The sequence below is a fragment of the Pseudomonas abyssi genome (genome assembly GCF_002307495.1).
GTDB classification, from domain to species: domain Bacteria; phylum Pseudomonadota; class Gammaproteobacteria; order Pseudomonadales; family Pseudomonadaceae; genus Halopseudomonas; species Halopseudomonas abyssi.
Window position 1 is genome coordinate 203,752 of record NZ_NTMR01000010.1, and the last position, 22,422, is coordinate 226,173.

20 protein-coding genes are annotated in these 22,422 nt (G+C 63.1%); 7 read left to right on the top strand and 13 right to left on the bottom strand.

The features are described from left to right. The first annotated feature begins 69 nt into the window (after window positions 1-69). On the top strand, window positions 70-771 hold the full coding sequence (locus CNQ84_RS08710; protein WP_096004496.1) for a substrate-binding periplasmic protein: 702 nt from the start codon (window positions 70-72) through the stop codon (window positions 769-771). 9 nt (window positions 772-780) lie between these two features. On the opposite strand, the gene CNQ84_RS08715 is transcribed toward CNQ84_RS08710, so the two are convergent. The 6 genes from CNQ84_RS08715 to CNQ84_RS08740 form a co-directional block, all read right to left on the bottom strand. Further along, window positions 781-2,010: a heme biosynthesis HemY N-terminal domain-containing protein gene (locus CNQ84_RS08715; RefSeq protein WP_096004497.1), complete on the bottom strand. Its 1,230-nt coding sequence runs from the start codon at window positions 2,008-2,010 to the stop codon at window positions 781-783. Beyond that, window positions 2,003-3,157 (bottom strand): uroporphyrinogen-III C-methyltransferase, encoded by a 1,155-nt coding sequence (locus CNQ84_RS08720; RefSeq protein WP_165771256.1) that lies wholly within the window; start codon window positions 3,155-3,157, stop codon window positions 2,003-2,005. The genes CNQ84_RS08715 and CNQ84_RS08720 overlap by 8 nt, the downstream gene beginning before the upstream one ends. A 14-nt stretch (window positions 3,158-3,171) precedes the next feature. Further along, window positions 3,172-3,924 (bottom strand): uroporphyrinogen-III synthase, encoded by a 753-nt coding sequence (locus tag CNQ84_RS08725; RefSeq protein ID WP_096004499.1) that lies wholly within the window; start codon window positions 3,922-3,924, stop codon window positions 3,172-3,174. Continuing rightward, on the bottom strand, window positions 3,921-4,856 hold the full coding sequence (hemC, locus tag CNQ84_RS08730) for a hydroxymethylbilane synthase (RefSeq protein ID WP_096004500.1): 936 nt from the start codon (window positions 4,854-4,856) through the stop codon (window positions 3,921-3,923). Before hemC ends, CNQ84_RS08725 begins: the two co-directional genes overlap by 4 nt. Before the next feature lie 78 nt (window positions 4,857-4,934). Further along, entirely contained in the window at window positions 4,935-5,690 is a 756-nt protein-coding gene (locus CNQ84_RS08735) for a LytR/AlgR family response regulator transcription factor (RefSeq protein ID WP_096004501.1), read from the bottom strand. Next, complete coding sequence (locus tag CNQ84_RS08740; RefSeq protein WP_096004502.1) at window positions 5,671-6,774, bottom strand: sensor histidine kinase; 1,104 nt, start codon at window positions 6,772-6,774, stop codon at window positions 5,671-5,673. Before CNQ84_RS08740 ends, CNQ84_RS08735 begins: the two co-directional genes overlap by 20 nt. Window positions 6,775-6,861: 87 nt before the next feature. Here CNQ84_RS08740 and argH point away from each other — a divergent pair, with 87 nt between their 5' ends. Beyond that, complete coding sequence (gene argH / locus CNQ84_RS08745; RefSeq protein ID WP_096004503.1) at window positions 6,862-8,256, top strand: argininosuccinate lyase; 1,395 nt, start codon at window positions 6,862-6,864, stop codon at window positions 8,254-8,256. Between the two features lie 96 nt (window positions 8,257-8,352). Here argH and CNQ84_RS08750 read toward each other — a convergent pair whose 3' ends face one another. The 7 genes from CNQ84_RS08750 to CNQ84_RS08780 all read right to left on the bottom strand — a co-directional run bounded on the left by CNQ84_RS08750 (window position 8,353) and on the right by CNQ84_RS08780 (window position 16,114). After that, complete coding sequence (locus tag CNQ84_RS08750; protein WP_096004504.1) at window positions 8,353-9,702, bottom strand: hypothetical protein; 1,350 nt, start codon at window positions 9,700-9,702, stop codon at window positions 8,353-8,355. Between the two features lie 143 nt (window positions 9,703-9,845). Continuing rightward, window positions 9,846-10,943: an agmatine deiminase gene (aguA, locus tag CNQ84_RS08755; protein ID WP_096004505.1), complete on the bottom strand. Its 1,098-nt coding sequence runs from the start codon at window positions 10,941-10,943 to the stop codon at window positions 9,846-9,848. Between the two features lie 4 nt (window positions 10,944-10,947). Next, the gene (gene aguB, locus CNQ84_RS08760; protein ID WP_096004506.1) at window positions 10,948-11,826 is read right to left on the bottom strand and encodes an N-carbamoylputrescine amidase; all 879 of its coding nucleotides are present in this window, start codon (window positions 11,824-11,826) and stop codon (window positions 10,948-10,950) included. Between the two features lie 118 nt (window positions 11,827-11,944). Then, window positions 11,945-12,724: a M90 family metallopeptidase gene (locus CNQ84_RS08765; protein WP_217350074.1), complete on the bottom strand. Its 780-nt coding sequence runs from the start codon at window positions 12,722-12,724 to the stop codon at window positions 11,945-11,947. A gap of 1 nt (window position 12,725) precedes the next feature. Then, on the bottom strand, window positions 12,726-13,352 hold the full coding sequence (locus CNQ84_RS08770; protein ID WP_118131307.1) for a TetR/AcrR family transcriptional regulator: 627 nt from the start codon (window positions 13,350-13,352) through the stop codon (window positions 12,726-12,728). 10 nt (window positions 13,353-13,362) lie between these two features. Then, on the bottom strand, window positions 13,363-14,625 hold the full coding sequence (locus CNQ84_RS08775) for an NAD(P)/FAD-dependent oxidoreductase (protein ID WP_096004508.1): 1,263 nt from the start codon (window positions 14,623-14,625) through the stop codon (window positions 13,363-13,365). A 67-nt stretch (window positions 14,626-14,692) separates the two neighbouring features. Then, complete coding sequence (locus tag CNQ84_RS08780; RefSeq protein ID WP_096004509.1) at window positions 14,693-16,114, bottom strand: glutamine synthetase family protein; 1,422 nt, start codon at window positions 16,112-16,114, stop codon at window positions 14,693-14,695. A gap of 285 nt (window positions 16,115-16,399) precedes the next feature. Between CNQ84_RS08780 and CNQ84_RS08785 the strand changes: the two genes are divergently transcribed. The 5 genes from CNQ84_RS08785 (at window position 16,400) to CNQ84_RS08805 (ending at window position 22,347) form a co-directional block, all read left to right on the top strand. Continuing rightward, window positions 16,400-17,155 (top strand): gamma-glutamyl-gamma-aminobutyrate hydrolase family protein, encoded by a 756-nt coding sequence (locus tag CNQ84_RS08785; protein ID WP_217350078.1) that lies wholly within the window; start codon window positions 16,400-16,402, stop codon window positions 17,153-17,155. 7 nt (window positions 17,156-17,162) lie between these two features. Next, window positions 17,163-18,509 (top strand): glutamine synthetase family protein, encoded by a 1,347-nt coding sequence (locus CNQ84_RS08790; RefSeq protein WP_096004578.1) that lies wholly within the window; start codon window positions 17,163-17,165, stop codon window positions 18,507-18,509. 60 nt (window positions 18,510-18,569) lie between these two features. Continuing rightward, window positions 18,570-19,934, top strand: a complete 1,365-nt coding sequence (locus CNQ84_RS08795) for an aspartate aminotransferase family protein (protein ID WP_096004511.1) — start codon at window positions 18,570-18,572, stop codon at window positions 19,932-19,934. A gap of 112 nt (window positions 19,935-20,046) precedes the next feature. Next, the gene (locus CNQ84_RS08800) at window positions 20,047-21,141 is read left to right on the top strand and encodes an extracellular solute-binding protein (protein ID WP_096004579.1); all 1,095 of its coding nucleotides are present in this window, start codon (window positions 20,047-20,049) and stop codon (window positions 21,139-21,141) included. A 114-nt stretch (window positions 21,142-21,255) separates the two neighbouring features. Further along, on the top strand, window positions 21,256-22,347 hold the full coding sequence (locus CNQ84_RS08805; RefSeq protein WP_217350079.1) for a polyamine ABC transporter substrate-binding protein: 1,092 nt from the start codon (window positions 21,256-21,258) through the stop codon (window positions 22,345-22,347). Window positions 22,348-22,422 lie beyond the last annotated feature (75 nt).

Sequence of the window (22,422 nt, forward strand, 5' to 3'; positions counted from 1 at the left end):
AAACCTGCCCAGCCCGCCCACAGCGATCGGACTGGGCAGGCAAATTCGCCATCATTGGGGATACGCAAGATGCGGGCACTGCCCTACTCAAGCTGGATTTTTGCACTCTGGCTGAGCGCCATCCCGGTCAGCGCCTTTGAGCTGAACAGCCTTGAGTGGCCGCCCTACACCGGTGCCGCCCTCCCGGAGCAAGGGCAACTGCCCAGCCTGTTGCGCGGCGCGCTGGCGCAGCAGGACATCCCACTCAAGATCCGCTTCCTGCCGTGGAATCGGGCCGTCAAGGCCGCCAACACTAAAGCTGAAACCCTTGGCTACTTCCCCGAATACCGCGCCCCGGACCTGCCCTGCGCCTACTCGGACAGCCTGGGCACCAGCCGCCTGGGCCTGGCTCACCGCAGCAGCGAACCGCTGGACTGGCAACAGCTGACGGACCTGGCACCGTATCGTATTGGGGTCGTCAGCGGCTATCGCAACACACCGGCCTTTGACCAGGCGGTCGCCCATGGCGTCTTGCAGGTTGAACAGGCAACCAGCGACCAGCTCAACCTGCTGAAGCTGCTGCATGGTCGGGTAGACCTGGTGGTGATTGATCAGGCGGTCATGCAGTACTGGCTGGAGGCCTCAGAGGAGCTGGGCGACAGCGCCGAACAGCTGGCGTTTGCCCCCAGACTGCTCGGCGAACTGACCCTGCACGTCTGCTTCGTGGAGGGTCCTGACGCCGAGCAGGCCCGGCGTCAGCTCAACCAGGCGCTGCGCGAATTCAAGCGCTAAGCGCGCCGCTCATTCTGGCAGCGGCAGGGTCGGCAACTGGTCCTCAATCATCTCGAAGCCGTCGCGCAGGGTGCGCTCGGCAGCGCCCGAATCTCCCATGCGCTCCTGCAGACGCACCAGCTCGGCACAGGTCTGGATATCCCGACGACTGGAGAAGCTTGCTTCCAGATAGTCGCGCGCCTTGCCCCACAAGCGATTGCGTTGCGCCAGACGCCCGGCGGCCAGCAACAGGCTGGCGTTATGCGGATGCTGGGTGAGCCACTGCTCGGCGGTTGCCAGCTGGCGTGCCACATCCTTGCCCTTGAGCAAACCGTAGAGATTGACCAGGCGTTCGTTGAACTGCTGCTGCAAGGCGTTGCGCAGCACCTCCTCAGCCAGTTCGTCCCGCCCACGGGTACGCAGTTGCAAGGCATAGGCTTCGAGCAACTCCGGCTCCTCGCGCAGGCGCTTGGGCATGCGCTCCCAGGCCGCGATCACCAGGCTGGCCGGATCACTGTCCAGCGACGCCGTGCGCTGCCCAGCCTGGGCCAGCAGGGCAACATGCACCTGACGCTCCAGCGCCTGCTGATCATCCTCGCGCAGCACTTTCTGCCGGCGCAGCTCCGGCAACAAATCCAGCAGGCTGTGCCAGTCTTCCAGACGCACATACACCTGGCTCAGCAGCTTCAGGGCGTAAAGGTGCTTGGGGTGCTCCTTGCGCAGCCGGGTCAGCGTCGCCAGCGCCTGCTCCAGCTGGCCCCGGGCAATCTGCAGCTGGGCCTGAGTGACGGCAATGGCCACATCCGCCTTGGGGGTGGTTTCATAGGCTTCGCGCAGCAGGGCGTCACACTCGGGATAGTCTTCCAGCTCGTTGGCCGCGCGCGCTGCCGCCAGGTAGTTGATCAACGGCAGCTCGGCGTGTGGCGCCGAGCGCTTGAGCAAGCGCAGTGATTGCTGCCAGTGACCTTCGGCAAACTCCAGCAGGCCGCGGGTTGCCAGCAGGTTGGCGCGGTTTTGCAGGTTACGACGGGACCAGGGGTTGATGCGCCGACCGGACGCGGTCAGCATCCGCAGTAGCGTGCGCGTCAGCATCAGCAGCAGCCAGAAGGCGAGCAGGAAGCCCACTCCGACCCAAATGCTGGTCTCGATGGAGAAATGCCGCCAGGCAATCAGCAGATAACCGGGATCCTGGGCAATCGCCATCCCCAGCAGCGCGGCGACCAGCACCACCAGCAGGATGGCTACATAACTCTTACTCATCCGCCGCCTCCTCGGCCGGCGCACTGCTGCGGCGACTCTGCAGGTAGTTGGCCAGGCTCTGCTGCAGCGGCGCCAGATCAGGTGGCGACAGGCTTACAGCACGGCCGTGCAATCCTTGCAGTTGACTCTGCATGGCCTGCACCTTGGGATTCTCCAGTTCGAAATACTGGGTCAGGATCTGCTCGGCCCGCTCCAGGCTGGCCTGGTACACCGTCTCCTCGCCACGCAGGGCGGCCCACTGGGCTTGCTCCAGCGTCAGCTGCAAGGTGCGACGCACGCGCTGCATCTCCGCTTCATCCAGCAGCGGGGTGATCACCTTGCCACGCTGGAAGTCCACCCGCACATAGCGTTCCAGCCTCATCAGCACGCGGTCCCAGCGGTCGCGACGCTGCAGACGGTCGGCGTACTCTTCCTCGGCGCTGACTCCGGTCGGATCAAACTCCGGCACCGGCAGCGCCATCAGACGATCGACCTGATCACGCAGGGCGCCCAGACGCAGGAACACGCCAGCGCGATCCAGCTCAGGCAAGCCTTCCAATTCGGCCTGATAACCGGCCAGCTGTTCACGTACGCCGAACAGTCCGCTATCAGGCATGGATTTCAGAATACCGTCGACGGTGTCCAGCAACTCGCGAGCGGCGGCGACATCCTGCACCGCCTGCAGCCGCAGCGCGGCGAGGCGCAGCAGATACTGCGCTTCGGCCAGCTTCCACTCTTCCCGGCCATCGCCCTGCAGCACGTCAAGGCGCTCGCCCAGCGCCTGCTGGCTGCGCTGCATGTCGGCGATCAGGCGCTGCGCCGCGCGCCAGTCATCCGCCTGGGGCACGCCTTCGAGGCGCTGATCCAGGCGCGTGTTGGCACCGTCAAGCTGGCGCTGCTGCCGCTCAAGGGCGTCGCGCTGTCCTTGCTGCAGAGCCTGCGCCTGCCACAGCTGCCAGCCCGAGGCAGCCAGCGCGACCAGCGCCAGCAGCAGGGCCAGCCAGCTGACACCCCGACCACCACCGCCTGCGGCCGGCTTGCCCGGTTTCGGGCGTTTGGCGTCACCGCCCTGCTTGCCGCTGGCTGCCGCCACCGGCTCTGCGGGCTTGGTCGCCGCAGCGGCTGCAGGCTGTTGTTCGGTCTTGTTGTTCGCTTCGCTCGGTTCCACGCGCTTCCCCTTTGTCATCCCGACGACGAGAGCACGGCCTCCACGACGGCCGCGTCATCTGCACCTCGACAGGTTACTACATCCGTGCAGCCCCACTCCCGGGCCTGCGCCGCAATCCGTTCACTTGCCACAAAGCAGCGCCAATGCCGCTGCGCCTGCCATTGCCCGCCCGCCGCCTCGCGCCAATGACGCAGGGCCTGCACGCTGAGCACCAGCACCCGATCGATCTGCGGCGCCAGCTCGGCCAGTTCGGTCTCCAGACCGGCCGGCATGCGGCGAGCGTAGAGGGGCAGGTAATCCACCTGCGCGCCCGCGGCACGCAACTGGTCGGCCAGGTGCTCGCGTCCATCCTCGCCACGCCAGATCAGCACCTTCAGATCGGGTCGGGCCAACAAGGGCGGCCATAACGGCATAGCCAGTAGAGCCTCACTGTCCTGCCCTTGCGCCGGACATTCGGCAGGCAGCCCGTAATCACGCAATACCTGGGCCGTGCCGCCCCCCACCGCGAGCCAGGCAACGCCCTGCGGCGGCTGTGGCCAGTAATGATCCAGCCGCTCCAAACCAAGACGTGCTGCCACCGGGCTGACCACGACCACGGCCTGGTAAAGATCCAGATCCAGCATACGCTGGCGCTCCCGAGGCCCTTCCGGGCAAGGCTCCAGCGCCAGCAGCGGCAAGCTGCAGGTGGCAATGCCATGCTCGGCCAGACTGGCAGCCAATCGCTGATTCTCCGCCGGCTGGCGGGTCAGCAGCAGGCAGCCGCTCACCGTGGCGGCGCCTCGTAAACCGCATCCAGGATCGCCTGGGCACCCTGGGCCAGCAAATCCTCGGCCACGGCGATACCCAGCGCCTCGGGCTCCGCCTCGGGGCCTCGAGCTTCGGCACGCAACATGCGCTGGCCATCCGGATCACCGACCAGCCCGCGCAACCAGAGCTCGCCATTCTCGCGCTCGGCATAACAGGCAATCGGCACCTGACAACCGCCATTGAGGCGCGTGTTGAGGGCGCGCTCGGCACGCACGCGCAGCGCACTGTCCTCATCGTTGAGTTGCACCAGCAGCGCCTGCAATTCGGTATCCGAGCTACGGCACTCGATGCCTACCGCGCCCTGACCGCCTGCCGGCAGACTGACTTCCGGCGGCATCGGGTAGCGAATGCGCGCATCAAAGCCCAGACGCAGCAGCCCGGCGGTCGCCAGCACGATAGCGTCGTACTCACCGGCGTCGAGCTTGGCCAGACGGGTATTGACGTTACCGCGCAGGAAGCGAATCTGCAGATCCGGACGGCGTGCCATGATCTGCGCCTGACGACGCAGGCTGGAGGTGCCCACGACGCTGCCCGCCGGCAGCGCATCCAGATCGGCATAGTGATTGGAGACAAAGGCATCGCGCGGGTCTTCGCGCTCGCAGATGGCGTACAGCCCCAGCCCCTCGGGGAACTGCATGGGCACGTCCTTCATCGAGTGCACGGCCAGATCGGCCTCGTCGTTGAGCATGGCGGTTTCCAGCTCCTTGACGAACAGCCCCTTGCCGCCGATCTTGGCCAGCGGCGAATCCAACAGCTGGTCGCCGCGGCTGACCATGGGTACCAGGGAAACAGCGACGCTGGGGTCAAGCTGTTCGAGACGCGCCTTGACGTATTCGGCCTGCCACAGGGCCAGGGCGCTCTTACGGGTGGCAATTCGTAGATGTCGACTCATGGAACTCTCGCTTCAAACCAGGTCGCATCATACGCCATGGTCAAACGGGCATCCACGCGGGTGACTGTCGCAGCACGGTTAGAGACACAAACGCTCCATCAGACGGCGCACGCCCGGTACATGACGGCGGCTGACCGTCAGGGTTTCGCCCTCCAGCCCTTTCAGGCACAACTCGAAATGCCCCATGGCTGTACGCTGCAAACATTCAATGCGGCTGCGTGCCACCAGCGCGTTGCGGTGAATACGGACAAACTGATCGCCGAACTCTTCCTCCAGCGCCTTCAACGGTTCGTCCAGCAGCACCTCTCCGCCCAGGTGACGCAGGGTCACATACTTATGATCGGCAATGAAATACAGCACATCTTCAATAGGGATCAATTCGATCCCCTTGCGGGTACGCGCGCTGATGTGGCTGCGCGCCTGAGCGCCCTCCGGCTGGGCGGTGGCCTTGCCAAGATTGGCCAGCTGCAGGCGATTGGGCCGCTGGGCCTTGGCCAGCGCATCAGCCAGCGCCTCGCTACGCACCGGCTTGAGCAAATAGCCCACCGCGCTCACGGCAAAGGCATCAAGCGCGTACTCACCGTGCGCGGTACAGAACACCACCGCCGGCGACTCGGCGTTTTCGCAGAGCTTGGCGGCGGTTTGCAGGCCGTCCAGCCCGGGCATGCGAATGTCCAGCAGCAGGATATCCGGATGATGCGCCTCAACCAGTTGCAGGGCTTCATGCCCATTGCTGGCCATCTCGGGCAACGCTCGGTACCCCGGCAGCGAACCAACCAGTCGCGCCAGCCGCTCGCGGGCCAGCGGCTCATCATCAGCGATCAGTACTTTCATTCGATAATGACTTCTCTGCCGTTGTTGAATCTTGTGTAACAGGATAGACCAGCCTGCTGAAGAAGCACTCCCCCTGGCGCCAGCCGATCAGCTGCGCCCGCTCGCCAAACAGTGCCTGCAGCCGCGCCCGGATATTGGCCATGGCCATGCGCTCACCCTGATGCGTGTCGTTCTGCTGAGGACAGGTATTGCTCACCAGAAGTTCAACTACCCCGCTCTCAAGACGACCACGAATCAGCACGTCACCGCCATCAATACGTGGCTGCAAGCCATGCAGGATGGCGTTCTCCAGCAACGGCTGCAGGGTCAGCAAGGGTATCGGCAAGGTATCCGGCAGCTCGGCAACATCCCATTGCACGCGCAGCCGCTCACCCAGCCGGTATTGCTCAATACGCAGGTAGCCTTCACACAGACGACGCTCCTCGCCCCAGCAGGACAGCGCTTCGCTACTGGACAGGTTGGCGCGAAACAGATCGGACAGATCCAGCACCGCCTGTTCGGCCTTGGCCGGAGCAACCTCGATCAGGCTGGCGATGCTGTTCAGGCTGTTGAACAGAAAGTGCGGACGAATACGCGACTGCAGCGCCTGCAGGCGCGAGCGCAGCTCGGCCTGCTGCTGGTGCTGCCACTGCTGCTGCAGATAAAAGTAACGTAGCAACAGGCTGGTCATGATCAGCGCGATCAGACCATGGCGCAGCAACTGCCCGGCTTCCCATTGCAGGGCACCGGTCATGCCGCGGTATACCACCCAGTCACCCAGCACCGTAAAGAACAGTGTCAGCCCCACCACCACGGCGTGACAGGCGGCGACTGCCAGCCCCAGCGGGCGTCGGCGCATCCAGTCGCGCAGGCGGCACAAGGCTGCGGCCGAGAGCAGCACAATCCACTGCACAAAGAGCGAGGCCATAGCCAACTGCAGCCAGTCAAAACCGCCGTCGGCAGGTTGTGCCAATACCCATACCAGCACCACCAGCTGGGCCAGCACCACCAGGGTAAAAACGGCAACGGACGAACAAAGATCAGGGAGGAAGAAATCCTCTCCCTCATAGGGGCGTTTGAGCAGGGTCCAGAATCCGTTCTTCATCGCGCCAGTGTCTGCCAGCCGACCGCCATCGCGCAAGCGTGAAATGCTATGCTATGCGCCTCTTCACGCAGCGGACCCATCCGAGACATGAGCCAAGACAAGACAACCAACCAATCCTGGGGTGGCCGGTTCAGCGAACCGGTCGACGCCTTCGTTGCCCGTTTCACCGCCTCGGTGGATTTTGACCGGCGCCTGTACAAGCACGACATCCAGGGCTCCATCGCCCACGCCACCATGCTGGCCAAAGTAGGCGTACTGACCGAGGCCGAGCGCGACGCCATTATCGAAGGGCTGAACGCCATTCGTGGCGATATTGAAGCAGGCCAGTTCGACTGGCGCGTCGACCTCGAGGACGTGCACATGAACATCGAGGCCAAGCTGACCGAGCGTATCGGCATCACCGGCAAAAAGCTGCACACCGGCCGCTCGCGCAACGATCAGGTCGCGACCGATATCCGCCTCTGGCTGCGCGAGGAAATCGACGTCATCCTCGGCGAGCTGATTCGCCTGCAGACCGGTCTGCTGGACCAGGCCGAGCGCCACAACGCGGTGATCATGCCAGGCTTCACGCACCTGCAGACCGCCCAGCCGGTGACCTTCGGCCACCATCTGCTGGCCTGGTTTGAAATGCTGCAGCGCGACCGCGAACGCCTGATCGACTGCCGCAAGCGGGTCAACCGCATGCCGCTGGGCTCCGCCGCGCTGGCGGGCACCACCTACCCGATCGACCGTAGCATTACCTGCGAGCTGCTGGGTTTTGAAGCCATCTCCGGCAACTCGCTGGACGGCGTGTCCGACCGCGACTTCGCCATCGAATTCTGCGCCGCCGCCGCACTGGCGATGATGCACTTGTCGCGCTTCTCCGAAGAGCTGGTGCTGTGGACCAGTGCGCAGTTCAACTTCATCGCCCTGCCCGACCGCTTCTGCACCGGCTCCTCAATCATGCCGCAGAAGAAGAACCCGGACGTACCCGAGCTGGTGCGCGGCAAGTCCGGCCGCGTATATGGCCACCTGATGGGCCTGCTGACCCTGATGAAGAGCCAGCCGCTGGCCTATAACAAGGACAACCAGGAAGACAAGGAGCCGCTGTTCGACGCTGTCGATACCCTGCGTGACAGCCTGCGCGCCTTTGCCGACATGATCCCGGCCATCGAGCCCAAGGTCGAGGCCATGCGCGAAGCAGCCCTGCGCGGCTTCTCCACGGCCACCGACCTGGCGGACTATCTGGTACGCAAGGGCATCCCGTTCCGCGACTGCCACGAGATCGTCGGGCACGCGGTGAAGTACGGAGTGGATTCAGGCAAGGATCTGGCGGAGATGTCGCTGGAGGAGCTGCGCCGCTTCAGCGACCAGATCGAGCAGGACGTGTTTGAGGTGCTGACACTGGAAGGCTCGGTGAACGCCCGTGACCACATCGGTGGCACCGCACCGGCGCAGGTGCTGGCAGCGGTTCAGCGCGGCCGCGCTCTGCTCGGCGCCTGACGCGCAAAAGAAAGGCCGGCAGCCCTGGCGGGCTGCCGGCCTTTCAACAAGCACTGATCCATTGCACTCGCGCAGGATCGGTGCTGTCCTGCTTGCTTACTCGCGCTCGACGCTGATCACAAAGCTGCCACGACCACTGTTGTCGTAGCTGCGCGCGCTCAGAGTGTAGCGGCCGGGCTCCAGGTAAGTGCTGATGCGCGAGTTGGTGCCACCGGCGCCATCATCATCTTCCAGCTCAACACCGTTACCGCTCATACGCAGCAGCGCATCAAACTCGGTGGCGTAGAGGTCAACCGTGTAGTGGCCGGCTTCAGCGATCACCAGCGTCTTGTCGACACTGTTGCCCGACAACGTACCGGAAACCCCTTCGCCCGGACGCACCTGCGCGCTGTTGCTGCTGACAGGCTGCACGGCAGTGCTCAGGGTGAAGATACCGGCGCTGCCATCGACAGTCGATGCGCTGATACGGTAGCTGCCCGGGTTGGCAAGCGTAGTGATGGCCGCATCCAGATTACGACCGGCACCATCGTCGTCGCTGGTGTCAACGCCAGGACCTTGCAGCTTGAGGAAGCTGTCGACCTCATCCGAACTCATGACAATGCGCAGCAGCGAACGCTCCGGCACAGCCAGGGTGTAGACCTTGTCGTTGCTGTCAGCCAGGCCGCTGATGGTGGTGCCCAGGGCAATCTCACCGCCGTTGACCAGCTCAACGCCCTCAGGCAGCGCGCGGCTGCTCAGGCTCAGGTCGTAGCCACCTTCAGCCGGGGAGTCCAGCGCGGTCGCTGTCACCTGGTAGGTACCCGGATCGAGCATGACGGTCATGCGTGAGTTGGTGCCATCACCGCCGTCGTCATCTTCCAGCGACAGACCGCCACCGTTCAGCTTGAGCACGGTGTCCAGCTCCTCGGAGCCCAGGGCAATCTCGTACAGACCGGCTTCTGCGACCGTCAGGGTGTAGGTGTTGGCATCGTTGCCACGGCTCAGCAGGCCAAAGACCGAGTCGTTCAGCTCCAGCGCACCGCTATTGCGCGGCGTGACGCGCTCCAGCGTCAGGTCGAACGGGCCGTAGGACGATGCCGTGCTGCCGCTGACACCCAGGCGGTAAGTGCCATCGGCCTGCGGGGACAGGTGCAGGGAACCGTGACGCGGGCCGCTGACCAGTTGGTTGCGTGAATCCAGCAGGGTCAGCACCGCGCCTTCCAGGGCGCCGCCCTGCTCTACGCGCACCAGCTCACCTGCCTTGAGCTTGAGGTTGAATACCTGATACTGCGACCCGTCGTTCAGGTTGACCGGGCTGCTGCTGGTGAGCTCGCCCTGCAGGCGTGTAGCGCCGTTGGTATCCACGGCGCCGCCCTGGGTGGCCGCACAACCGGCCAGTGTGACGACCATGCCCACCGCCAGAGCGGTGCGAGACAGGGAAGAGGGAAAAAGTGAGGAGAACTGCATATAAATTCCTTCTGGACGGAAAAACCTCCTGAAACCACCGAACTTGAGCCCGGCGCCGCATTCTTGCCCCGCGATTATGCCTCTTCCCCCACGCCTGGCTCCAGTACCGAAACGTGGTATGTGCGCCATGTCCGTTTTGTCTTTCAGACCGCCGGCTGTTGCTGGGTGATACAGTGGATGTTGCCGCCCCCAAGCAGGATTTCCCGGCCCGGCACCGCAACCACTCGGCGTTCGGGGAACAGCCCCTGCAGAATCGCCAGCGCCTCCTCGTCATGAGGATCGGCAAAGCTGGGCGCCACCACCCCGCCGTTGACGATCAGAAAGTTGACGTAGGAGCCGGCCAGGCGAATGGCTGGATCGCGGCTCTGGCTGCCCTCGACCACCTGCACGTCCGCGCACTCCTCGGCGGTGGCATGCAACGGCCCGGGAATGGGTATGTGGTGTACCAGCAGCGCCCGCCCCTGCGCATCGCGCGCGTCGGCCAGCACCGCCGCGGCGGCCTGACAGCGCTCATAGTTGGGGTTCTGCGGATCATCGGTCCAGGCCAGCAGCACTTCGCCGGGGCGCACAAAGCAGCAGAAGTTGTCGACGTGGCCATCAGTCTCATCGTTGTAGAGGCCCTCGGGTAACCAGATCACCTTGCTGATACCCAGCTGCGCCGCCAATTGCTGCTCTATCTCTATGCGTTGCAGGTGCGGATTGCGGTTGGGGTTGAGCAGGCACTCCTCGGTGGTGATCAGGGTGCCTTCGCCATCCACGTGAATCGAACCGCCCTCCAGCACAAAACCCTCGGTGCGATAACGCGGACAGCGTTCCATCGACAGGATCTTGCTGGCCACCTGATCATCCAGCGCCCAGTCCGCATACAGGCCGCCCAGCTCGCCGCCCCAGGCGTTGAAGGTCCAGTCCACACCACGCAGGCCGCCCTGGCCATTGATCACAAAGGTCGGCCCGGTATCACGCACCCAGGCATCATTGCTGCTCAGCTCCACCACCCGAATCGCCGGATGATCCAGCTGCGCGCAGGCATTGGCGTATTGCGCCGCCGAGACGCCAACGGTCACCGGCTCAAACCCGGCAATCGCCTGCGCCACCGCAGCAAACGCCGCCTGCGCCGGCTCCGCCTGTTGCCGCCAGTTATCCGGGCGCTCCGGCCAGATCATCCAGGTCTGACTGTGCGGCGCCCACTCGGCGGGCATGAAGTAGCCGTCATGCTGCGGTGTGCTGTGCAGGTTGTACATGGCCTCAGGACTCCAGCTCGCCATCCAGGGTCTTGAGCGGACCGTACAGGTTCGGGCGACGGTCGCGGAACACGCCCCAGGCGCTGCGGATACGCTCCAGCTCGTCGAGGTCGAAGGACTGCACCAGCACGCCGGTGTCCGTCTCGTTCAGCTCCTGCACCTTCTCGCCAAACTGGTTGGCAATAAACGACGAGCCGTAGAAGGTGATGTCGTAGCCATCCTGCTCTTCGCGGCCGATGCGGTTGCTGGCGATCAGCGGCATCAGGTTGGCGCCGGCGTGGCCCTGCTGCACCCGCTGCCAGTGGTCACGGGAGTTGATGCTGTGGTCGTGCGGCTCACTGCCGATGGCAGTCGGATAGAACAGCAGCTCCGCGCCCATCAGGGCCATGCTGCGTGCGCACTCGGGGAACCACTGATCCCAGCAGATACCCACGCCAATCTTGGCATAGCGGGTCTGCCAGACCTTGAAGCCGGTGTCGCCCGGGTTGAAGTAATACTTCTCGTGATAACCGGGGCCATCCGGAATATGACTCTTGCGGTAGATGCCGAGGTTGCTGCCGTCGGCATCAATGATCGCGATGCTGTTGAAGCGCGCGCGACCGGCCAGCTCGAAGAAGCTGATCGGCAGCACCACCGCCAGCTCTTTGGCCAGCGCCTGAAAGTGCTTGATCGCCGGGTTGTCTTCAACCCGCGTGGCCAACTGCAGATACTCCGGGTTCGGCTTCTGGCAGAAGTACGGCGTTTCGAACAGCTCCTGAATCAGGATGATCTGCGCGCCCTGGGCGGCGGCCTCGCGCACCAGCTTGTCAGCTTGCGCAATATTGGCCTGGCTATCCCAGGTACAACCCATCTGGGTGGCGGCAACGGTCACGGTACGAGTCATGGCACACTCCGGTGAGAGTTGGATAAAAATCGACTTATAGCCCAGCCCGGCAGCATTGGCAAGCTACAAGGCATTCTGTAAATAGATAATTATCGGCAAATAGGCGCTACGCGTCGTATCAACCCAGTAGCTTCACCGGGTCCTGCCGATAAAAATCGGCCAAATGTCGATATACCGCCGGCCACTCGCGGCTCAACACTGCCGGGCGCTCAAAGAAGCTTTCTGACAGCACGGCAAAGAATTCTGCCGGCGCCTCCAGCGCATAAGGGTCCAGAGGCAGCGGCTCGTTGCGCTCAAAACGCTCGCCCAGATCATCCCAGGCCGTCTGCATGTCGCGCGCCCAGTCCGCCCGACTCATCCCCCGATGCAAGGGCGGCGCGCCATTGGCAGTGGACGAGCGCATATCCAGCGTATGCGCCAGTTCGTGAATCACCACGTTAAAGCCATCCGCCCGCCCGGAATGCCGTACGTCATCCAGCGACAGCACCACCGGCCCACGCAACCAGGCCTCGCCGCTCAGTTCGCGCTCACCCTGGTGGACCACACCGGCCTCGTCACGCCACTGGTGACGCGCGCGAAAGGGGCCGTCGTAAAAGATCAGTGTCTGCCAGCCCGCGTACCAGTCGAGCCCCAGCTCCAGCACCGGCACCACCGCCATGCCGGCCACCCGCAGACGCAGCACATCGTCCAGCTCGACACCCTCGGTGGCGTGCAGGTTCTTGCGTAGCAACAGGCGCAGTGCCAGCTCTTGCAGCCGCGCGCGGCTGGCCGGCGTACTGCGCTGATAGAAGGGCCAGTCACCCAGCGCCTGCTGCCACAGCTCTGGATCAAGCTGCTGTTGCAGCTCATTCAGCTGCCGGGTCTCACGGCGGTCGCGCCACCAGCTGAACAGCCCCATGTCAGCCCCCTTCTGCCGGCGCTAGCACCGGCGGCAGATACACGCCCAGATAGGCGGTCATCAACCGCGTCGCTTCACGACAGATCGGGTCAGACAACTCACCAGACTGCTGGTATCCGACCGCCAGCAGCTTGTCCGCTGCCTGCATGGCCAGTGCGAAAATATCGACATCCTGCGGCAGTGCCGGCAGCACGAAGCGCTCTGCCAGGCATTGCTGAAAACGCTGGGCCAGCAACTGGTCATGCTGCTGGTCGGCCTGTCGTATCGCGGCCAGCCCGTGACCGCCCAGCAGCAACTCGCAGGCTGCCGGGTGACGACGGTAATAATTCTGAAAGCGCGCCTCAATCTCGGCCACCAGGGCGACCCAGTTGTCGGGCGCAGAACTCGGTGGCTGCTGCAGCACGGCGTCCAGATCAACGAACAGCCGTTCGGCCAACGCCGCCAGCACATCGCTGATCTGCGGAAAGAAGTGGTAGACCGAGGACGGTGGAATGTCCGCCTGTTCGGCGATGGCATAGATCGACAGCTCGCTCAGCTCGCCCTGATCCAGCAAGCTGATGGTCGCCTCAAGGATACGGTCGATTCGCTCCTGACTGCTGGCACGGCGTTTCGGGGCGACCCGACTCATAAAGCTCTCTCTACTGGCGACTGTCCTGCAGACGATACCACAGCAACGCCAGCGCCCGGATAGCTGTCTGCAGTGGCGCTCCTGGCGGCACCGGCCAGTGCTTCCAGCGCGCCAGCAGGTCAAAGTTGCGCGCATCACCCAGCACCGTTTCGGCCATCAGCCTGCCGGCCAGCCCAGCCAATGCCACGCCTTGCCCGGAGTAGCCCTGCGTGTAGAGCACGCGCTGACCAAGGCGACCGAACACCGGTGCCTTGCTCATCGTCATTGCCACCTGCCCGCCCCACAGATACTCAAAGTCCTCTTCCGCCAACTGCGGGAACACCTGCGCCATGCGCTGACGCATGGTCTGTCTGAGCGCATCCGGTCGGGCGTCACGGGCACTGGCCCGGCCTCCGAACAGCAGCCGATTGTCTGGGGTCAGTCGGTAATAATCGATCAGGGTGTTCATATCGCAAACGGCGGCGCGCGACGGAATCAACTGGGTCGCCAGCTCACCCAGCGGCCGGGTCGCGCCAATATAGCTGCCGATCGGCATAAAGCCCTTGCGCTGCCACGGCAGCAACGTGCCAAGATAGGCGTTGCCCGCCAGCAGCAGATGGCCAGCGCGTACCGTACCGGTCGCCGTCTGCACCGCAACCGCGCCCCCCTCTTGTGCATAGCCCAACACGGCAGAACGCTCAAAGATGCGCACGCCCGCCTGTTCAGCCGCACGGGCCAGGCCTTGCGTGTACTTGAGCGGGTGCAGATCGCCACCGCCCCAGTCCATAACGCCGGCGTGATAATCCGCCCGCAACAAACCCTGCAGCGCCTCGCGAGCATGAAACTCCAGCCGGTCGTAGCCCAGCTCACCCAGCTCCTGCTGCCAGGCATGCAGGTCGGGCACCTGACGCGCTTTGTTGGCCACCAGCAAGATGCCCCATTTCAGATCGCAGTCGATGCCGTGCCGCGCCACCCGGTCACGCAACAGGTCAACGCCATCCACGCCGAGCTGCCAGACCTTGCGCGCATCGGCCTCGCCCAGCTCCCGCACGACCCGGGCATGCTCACAGGCCAGCCCGGGGTTGATCTGCCCGCCGTTGCGGCCGGAGCAGCCCCAGCCGACATCTTCTGCCTCGAGCACAATCACGCTACGCCCGGCCTCGGCCAACTCCAGTGCTGCCGAGAGCCCGGTAAAGCCGGCACCGACAATACAGACATCCGCCTCCAGCCCACCCTGCAGCTGGGCGCGGGGCGAAACAGCGGGCACGCTGGCCCGATACCAGGAGTCATTCATCACCCAGGCTCTCGCATAACGAACAATCCCGCCGGAGGGCGGGATTGCGATGGGCTCATATCCGCGATCAGACCGTATGCAGATACCACATGTACTCCAGATCAGAGATGGTCTTCTCAAACTCTTCCATCTCGCTTTCCTTACAGAGTACGAAGACGTCCAGGTATTCCTCGCCGATGTACTCCTTCATCACCTCGGAGGCTTCCAGCTCGCGCAGGGCGTCACGCAGGTTGGTCGGCAGAGAGGCTTCGTGCTGATCGTAGGCGTTACCTTCGGTCATCTCCGGCGGCTCGATCTGGTTGCTGATGCCGTAGTGAATGGCCGACAGCAAGGCAGCCATCAACAGGTAAGGGTTGGCGTCGGCACCCGCCAGGCGGTGCTCGATGCGCATCGCCTCAGGCTCGCCGCCCGGCACCCGTACGGCGACCGTACGATTGTCGATACCCCAGGTCGGCGCACAGGGCACGAAGAAGCTCGGGCTGAAGCGGCGGTAGGAGTTGACGTTGGGGCACAGGAAGGCCATGTACTGCGGCAGTGTTTCCAGCAAACCGCCGACCGCCCAGCGCAGCGTGTCGCTCAGACTGCCGTCCGGGTTGGGGGCGAAGATATTGTGGCCGTTCTCATCCGTCAGACTGATGTGCACGTGCATGCCGTTGCCCGCCTGATCGTAATAAGGCTTGGCCATGAACGTGGTGTCCATCTCGTGGTCATAGGCGACGTTCTTGATCACCCGCTTGAGCAGCACGTTGAAATCGCAGGCCTTCACCGGGTCATCGACGTGGTGCAGGTTGACCTCAAACTGTCCCGGCGCAGACTCGGCCACGATGGCGTCAGCGGGGATGCCCTGCTCGTGGGCAGCTTCGATGACGTCCTCAAGGAATTCGGCGTATTCGTCCAGATCGTCCATGGAGTAGACCTGAACCGAGTTCGGGCGTTTGCCCGACATGGGGGAGCGCGGCGGTTGCGGCCGGCCGGTGATGTTCTCCTGGTCGATCAGGTAGAACTCCAGTTCGAAGGCAGATACCGGGGTCAGCTTGAGATCTTTGAAGCGTTCTACGATACGTTGCAGAACATAGCGGGGGTCGGCGAAGAAGGGGGTCTTGCGGTCCAGCTCGTACATGGTCATCAGCAGCTGTCCGGTTGGCCGCTTCTGCCATGGCTCTACCGTCAGCGTGCCCGGGATCGGCAGGCAGATGCGGTCAGCATCGCCAATCTCCAGCCCCAGCCCGGTCTCTTCGACGGTCGTGCCTTGAATGTTGAGCGCAAAGACCGACGCCGGCAATGCGATGCCCTTCTCGAAAGCCTTGGCCAACGCCGAACGATCAATGCGCTTGCCGCGCACAATACCGTTCATGTCAGCAATAAGAAGGTCAATAAAGTGGATTTCCGGATGCGCGACCAGAAAGGCCTCCGCTTCCTGGATGCCGACCTGCGCACCGATCTCGGTGGCTACGGCTGTTAAAGCATCCGCTCCGGCTTGGGGCTGCATGGGGTTTCACCTGTTATTTGTAAAATATATCAATCACAAAACGTGCCAGCCCTGAGTTAATCCGAAAGGCTCGTTAGAGTCAATAGAGCAGGCATCGCACAAAGGCGGTGCAAGGCGCACCAAATAAGGTCATTCCGGGCGACTAATGCGTCAATACGCACCGACGAACGTTCAGTATTTGCGGTCTTTGTGTTGAATATTTTTTATTGCTATTGTACGAAAAAACGAACAACAATGCGGTCACCCGCTACTCATACTGGATCATCTGGAAGACAGTCCATGTCCATCGCTCGCAAGCCCGTCATCGGTATCGTCTGCTGCTCCGAGCAGCTCGGCCTCCATCCCTTCAACATCGTCGGCGAGAAGTACATCCTCGGCGTGGTTGACGGTGCGGACGGCCTGCCACTGCTGATTCCGGCCCTCGGCGAGCGCCTCGACAGCGCGCAGTTACTGGACATGCTCGACGGGATCCTGTTTACCGGCTCCCCCTCCAACGTGGAGCCCCATCACTATCAGGGCCCGGCCAGCGCCGAGGGCACCAAGCACGACCCCAAGCGCGACGCCACCACCCTGCCGCTGATTCGCCAGGCCATCGACCAGGGCGTACCGGTCCTGGGTATCTGTCGCGGCTTCCAGGAAATGAATGTCGCCTTCGGCGGCACCCTGCATCAACGTCTGTTCGAGGTGGGTGGATATATCGAACACCGCGAAGACAAGACACAACCGGTCGAGGTGCAATATGGCCCCGCCCATGAGGTTCGCTTCGAGCCCGGGGGGTTGCTTCACCAGATCGCAGGCTGCAGTTCGGCCCAGGTCAATTCCCTGCACACCCAGGGAGTGGCTACACTGGCATCCGGTCTGCAGCCTGAAGCGACAGCACCCGACGGACTGATCGAGGCCTTCTCGGTCAGCCAGGCAACCCAATTCGCCCTCGGCGTACAGTGGCACCCCGAATGGCAGGTTCGCAGCAATCCGCTGTATCTGTCCATTTTCCAGGCGTTCGGTAACGCCTGCCGGGCCCATGCGTCGCGGCAACCCTGAGGCGGTTATGAACAAGATTGAAAGCTGGCTGAAAGAAAACAAGATTACCGAAGTGGAATGCATGGTCAGCGACCTGACCGGCATTGCCCGCGGCAAGATCGCACCGACCATGAAGTTCATCTCGGAAAAGGGCATGCGCCTGCCCGAGAGCATCCTGCTGCAGTCGGTGACCGGCGACTATGTCGAAGATGACATCTATTACGACCTGCTGGACCCGGCCGACATCGACATGATCTGCAAACCCGACGAGACCGCCATGTATATGGTGCCGTGGGCGCTGGAGCCGACCGCGCAGATTATTCACGACTGTTTCGACAAGATGGGCAACCCCATCGAGATGTCGCCGCGCAACGTGCTCAAGACCGTGCTCAAGCTGTACCAGAAGAAAGGCTGGAAGCCGATTGTCGCGCCGGAAATGGAGTTCTATCTGACTCGCCGCAACGCGGACCCGGATCTGCCGCTGCAGCCGCCGATCGGCCGTTCCGGCCGCCAGGAGACCGGCCGCCAGTCCTTCTCCATCGACGCCGCGAACGAGTTCGATCCGCTGTTCGAAGACATGTACGACTGGTGTGAAGCCCAGGGCCTGGATCTGGACACCCTGATCCACGAAGAAGGCACCGCGCAGATGGAAATCAACTTCCGTCACGGCGATCCGCTGCACCTGGCCGACCAGATTCAGGTGTTCAAGCGCACCATGCGCGAGGCCGCGCTCAAGCACGACATGACCGCTACCTTTATGGCCAAGCCGATCACCAACGAGCCGGGCAGCGCCATGCACCTGCACCAGAGCATCGTCGACACCAAGACCGGCAAGAACATCTTCTCCAATGAAGACGGCAGCATGAGCGAGCTGTTCCTGCAGCACATCGGCGGCCTGCAGCGCTATATCCCCGAGGTACTGCCGCTGTTCGCCCCCAACGTCAACTCCTTCCGCCGCTTCCTGCCCGACACCTCGGCGCCGGTCAACGTGGAATGGGGCGAAGAGAACCGCACCGCCGGCCTGCGCGTGCCCGACTCCAACCCACAGAACCGCCGGGTGGAAAACCGTCTGCCGGGCGCCGACGCCAACCCTTACATCGCCATCGCCGCCAGCCTGCTGTGCGGCTACCTGGGCATGGAAAACCAGATCTCGCCGTCGGCGCCAGTCAAGGGCCGCGCCTACGAGCGCCGCAACCTGCGCCTGCCGCTGACCATCGAATCCGCTCTGGAACGCATGGAGCAGTGCCGCGATGTCGAGTCGGTGCTGGGCAGCAAGTTCTGCCGCGGCTACGTCGCCGTCAAACGCGCCGAACATGAAAACTATAAACGGGTGATCAGCTCCTGGGAGCGCGAGTTCCTGCTGCTGTCTGTCTGATCCCTGACCTGACCACCGTCGCTGCTACCGGCAGCGACCTCACGGATACCGGAGTACCGCATGAGCACACTGAATACCGCCGCCCTGCAAGCCATGGACGCCGCCCACTACCTGCACCCCTTCACCGACCACAAGGATCTCGGCGAGCGCGGCACACGCATCATTGAGCGCGCCGAAGGGGTCTACCTGTGGGACAGCGAGGGCAACAAGGTGCTCGACGGCATGGCCGGACTGTGGTGTGTCAACATAGGTTACGGGCGCACCGAGCTGGCCGAAGCGGCTTATAAACAGATGCTCAAGCTGCCCTATTACAACAGCTTCTTCCAGTGCACCAATCCGCCGGCGATCGAGCTGGCCAAGGCGATCGCCGAGGTAGCGCCGGCGCACATGAATCACGTGTTCTTTACCGGTTCCGGCTCCGAGTCGAACGACACCGTGCTGCGCATGGTGCGCCGCTACTGGGACCTCAAGGGCAAACCGACCAAGAAGACCATCATCGGCCGCATCAACGGCTACCACGGCTCGACCGTGGCCGGCGCCAGCCTCGGCGGCATGTCGGTCATGCACGAACAGGGCGACCTGCCGATTCCGGGCATCGTGCACATTCCGCAGCCGTACTGGTATGGCGAAGGCGGTGACATGACGCCGGACGAGTTCGGCATCTGGGCCGCGCAGCAGCTCGAAGCCAAGATCCAGGAACTGGGCGAGGATCAGGTCGCGGCCTTTATTGCCGAGCCGATCCAGGGCGCCGGCGGCGTGATCATTCCCCCGGACACCTACTGGCCGGAGATCAAACGCATCCTCGCCAAGTACGACATTCTGCTGGTGATCGACGAAGTGATCTGCGGCTTCGGCCGCACCGGTCAGTGGTTCGCCAGCCAGCACTACGATCTGCAGCCTGACCTGATGCCGATTGCCAAGGGCATGACCTCCGGCTACCTGCCGATGGGCGGCGTGATTGTCAGTGATCGCGTGGTCGAGACCATGGTTGAACATGGCGGTGAGTTCTACCACGGCTACACCTACTCCGGTCACCCGGCCTCGGCTGCCGTCGGCCTGGAAAACCTGCGCATCATGCGTGATGAAAAGATCGTCGAGTACGTTCGTGAAGAAGCGGCACCGTATTTGCAGGAGAAAATCGCCGGCCTGGCAGAGCACCGCCTGGTTGGTGAAGTACGCGGTGTAGGCCTGCTCGGCGCCATCGAGCTGGTCAAGGACAAGGCCACCCGGGAGCGCTTTCCGGACAAGGGCACCGTCGGCACCCTGTGTCGTGATCTCTGTGTTGCCAACGGCCTGGTAATGCGTGCAGTCGGTGACACCATGATCATGTCGCCGCCGCTGATCATCAGCCGCAGCGAGATTGACGAGCTGGTGGAAAAGGCCTGGACAGTGCTCGATCAGGTTGCCGAGCAACTGGGCGTCTGACGTCCTGGTCGCCCAGCGGCTATGCTGGCCAGTGAGCGCTTGACTCCACCGGAGCGGCCCGCGCCGCCCGGACACCGCGTTTCCAAACAATGGATGGAGAGTTGAAACGATGATGAAGCATCTGGGCAAGACACTGCTGGCCACTGCGACCGTTGTATCCATCGGTACAGCGGCGCAGGCAGAGGAAGTGGTAAACGTCTACAACTGGTCGGACTACATCGCCGAGGACACCCTGGACAACTTCCAGGAGGCCACCGGCATTCGCCCGGTCTACGACGTTTTCGACAGCAACGAGGTACTGGAAGCCAAACTGCTCTCGGGCAGCTCCGGATTCGACATCGTTGTGCCGTCCAACCAGTTCCTCGGCAAACAGATCAAGGCTGGCGCCTTTATGCCGCTGGACCGCAGCAAGCTGCCGAACTGGGAGAACCTGGACCCGACCCTGCTGCGCGCGCTGGAAACCAACGACCCCGGCAACCAGTACGCCTTCCCCTACCTCTGGGGTACCACCGGCATCGGCTACAACCCGGAAAAGGTCAAGGCCGTGCTGGGTGAAGACGCGCCGGTCAACTCCTGGGACCTGGTGTTCAAACCGGAGAACATGGAGAAACTGGCCTCCTGTGGCGTGGCCTTCCTTGATGCGCCGGCCGAGATCATCCCCTCCGCGCTCTTCTACCTGGGCCTGGACCCGAACAGCAGCAGCGCTGAGGACTATCCGAAGGCGCAGGAGCTGCTGATGAGCGTGCGCCCGCACATTACCTACTTCCATTCCTCCAAGTTCATCACCGACCTGGCTAACGGCGATATCTGCGTCGCAGTGGGCTGGTCCGGCGACATTCTGCAGGCCGCCGCGCGCGCCGACGAAGCCGAAAACGGGGTCGAAGTGAAGTACGTGATTCCCAAGGAAGGTGCGGCCATGTGGTTCGACATGATGGCCATTCCCAAGGACGCCAAAAATGTCGATAACGCCTATGCGTTTATGGATTATATTCTGCGCCCCGAGGTGATCGCCGAGATCTCGAACTACGTCGCCTATGCCAATGGCAACCAGGCTTCCAAGTCGATGATCGACGAGAGCGTACTGACCGATCCGGGCGTCTATCCCAGCGACGAGACCCTGGCCAAGCTCTTTACTCTGGCGGAACTGCCGGCCAACATCGAGCGTACCCGGACCCGTCTCTGGACGCGGGTAAAATCCGGCCAGTAACGTGGAAAAGACGGTAATAACAAGCGGCCGGCTGCAGTCTCCCTGCGCCGGCCAGATCAACAGCACTACTTATCTCAGGCACCCCTGCCTTTAGGAGACACCATGAAGCAATCCATGCATCGGTCACTGCTCGCCCTGACCACCGCGACCCTGCTGGGCGGCGCCGCCATCGCGCAGGCCGAAGGCAAGCTGAACATCTACAACTGGTCGGACTACATCGCCGAAGACACCATCGCCAACTTCGAGCAGGAAACCGGCATCAAGGTGACCTACGACGTGTATGACGCCAACGAGGTCGTCGACGCCAAACTGCTGACCGGCAACTCCGGCTTCGATATCGTGGTGCCCACCAACAACTTCCTGACCAAGCAGGTGCAGGCCGGCGTCTATATGGAGCTGGACCACAGCAAGCTGCCGAACATGAGCAACCTGAACCCCGAGCTGATGAAGCAGATGGAAAGCATCGACCCGGGCAGCAAGCACTCCATCCCCTATCTGTGGGGCACCAATGGCATCGGCTACAATGTCGACAAGGTACAGGAAGTCCTGGGTGACGACGCCCCGCTGGACTCCTGGGCACTGATCTTTGACCCGCAGTACGCCAGCAAGCTGGCCAGCTGTGGCATCAGCATGCTCGACTCCGCTGACGAAATGCTGCCCTCCGCGCTCAGCTATCTGGGCCTGGACCCGAACAGCACCAGCGCTGACGACTTGAAAAAGGCCGAAGAGCTGCTGCTGGCCGTGCGTCCGCACATTACCTACTTCCATTCCTCGCGCTACATCACCGACCTGGCTAACGGCGACATCTGCGTTGCCGCCGGTTACTCCGGCGACGTTTTCCAAGCCGCCTACCGCGCCGAGGAAGCCGAGAATGGTGTCAACATCAGCTACATCATTCCGAAAGAAGGCACCGCCCTCTGGTTCGACATGATGGCCATTCCGAAAGATGCGCCGAACGCCGACAACGCCCACGCCTTCATCAACTACATCCTGCGTCCGGATGTGATTGCACCGATCACCGACTACGTCGCCTACGCCAACCCGAACAAGGCGTCCGACGAGCTGGTTGATCCGGAAATCCGCAACGATCCGGCCATCTACCCGACCGACGAAGTGCTCGAGCGCCTGTACGTCAACGTGCCGCGCCCAATGTCGGCGCAGCGCCTGATGACCCGCACCTGGAGCCGTATCAAGTCCGGTCGGTAATACCCCAGGGGGCTGTCCACGGACAGCCCCTTGTTGAATCGGCAGTAGCCCGTCAGACCGGTGCCCGGCACCTGT

Coding starts and splice junctions, on each gene's coding strand:
- CNQ84_RS08710 (WP_096004496.1), top strand. CDS start 70: ATGCGGGCACTGCCCTACTCAAGCTGGATTTTTGCACTCTGGCTGAGC.
- CNQ84_RS08715 (WP_096004497.1), bottom strand. CDS start 2,010: ATGAGTAAGAGTTATGTAGCCATCCTGCTGGTGGTGCTGGTCGCCGCG.
- hemC (WP_096004500.1), bottom strand. CDS start 4,856: ATGAGTCGACATCTACGAATTGCCACCCGTAAGAGCGCCCTGGCCCTG.
- CNQ84_RS08735 (WP_096004501.1), bottom strand. CDS start 5,690: ATGAAAGTACTGATCGCTGATGATGAGCCGCTGGCCCGCGAGCGGCTG.
- CNQ84_RS08740 (WP_096004502.1), bottom strand. CDS start 6,774: ATGAAGAACGGATTCTGGACCCTGCTCAAACGCCCCTATGAGGGAGAG.
- argH (WP_096004503.1), top strand. CDS start 6,862: ATGAGCCAAGACAAGACAACCAACCAATCCTGGGGTGGCCGGTTCAGC.
- CNQ84_RS08750 (WP_096004504.1), bottom strand. CDS start 9,702: ATGCAGTTCTCCTCACTTTTTCCCTCTTCCCTGTCTCGCACCGCTCTG.
- aguA (WP_096004505.1), bottom strand. CDS start 10,943: ATGTACAACCTGCACAGCACACCGCAGCATGACGGCTACTTCATGCCC.
- aguB (WP_096004506.1), bottom strand. CDS start 11,826: ATGACTCGTACCGTGACCGTTGCCGCCACCCAGATGGGTTGTACCTGG.
- CNQ84_RS08765 (WP_217350074.1), bottom strand. CDS start 12,724: ATGGGGCTGTTCAGCTGGTGGCGCGACCGCCGTGAGACCCGGCAGCTG.
- CNQ84_RS08770 (WP_118131307.1), bottom strand. CDS start 13,352: ATGAGTCGGGTCGCCCCGAAACGCCGTGCCAGCAGTCAGGAGCGAATC.
- CNQ84_RS08775 (WP_096004508.1), bottom strand. CDS start 14,625: ATGAATGACTCCTGGTATCGGGCCAGCGTGCCCGCTGTTTCGCCCCGC.
- CNQ84_RS08780 (WP_096004509.1), bottom strand. CDS start 16,114: ATGCAGCCCCAAGCCGGAGCGGATGCTTTAACAGCCGTAGCCACCGAG.
- CNQ84_RS08790 (WP_096004578.1), top strand. CDS start 17,163: ATGAACAAGATTGAAAGCTGGCTGAAAGAAAACAAGATTACCGAAGTG.
- CNQ84_RS08795 (WP_096004511.1), top strand. CDS start 18,570: ATGAGCACACTGAATACCGCCGCCCTGCAAGCCATGGACGCCGCCCAC.
- CNQ84_RS08800 (WP_096004579.1), top strand. CDS start 20,047: ATGAAGCATCTGGGCAAGACACTGCTGGCCACTGCGACCGTTGTATCC.
- CNQ84_RS08805 (WP_217350079.1), top strand. CDS start 21,256: ATGCATCGGTCACTGCTCGCCCTGACCACCGCGACCCTGCTGGGCGGC.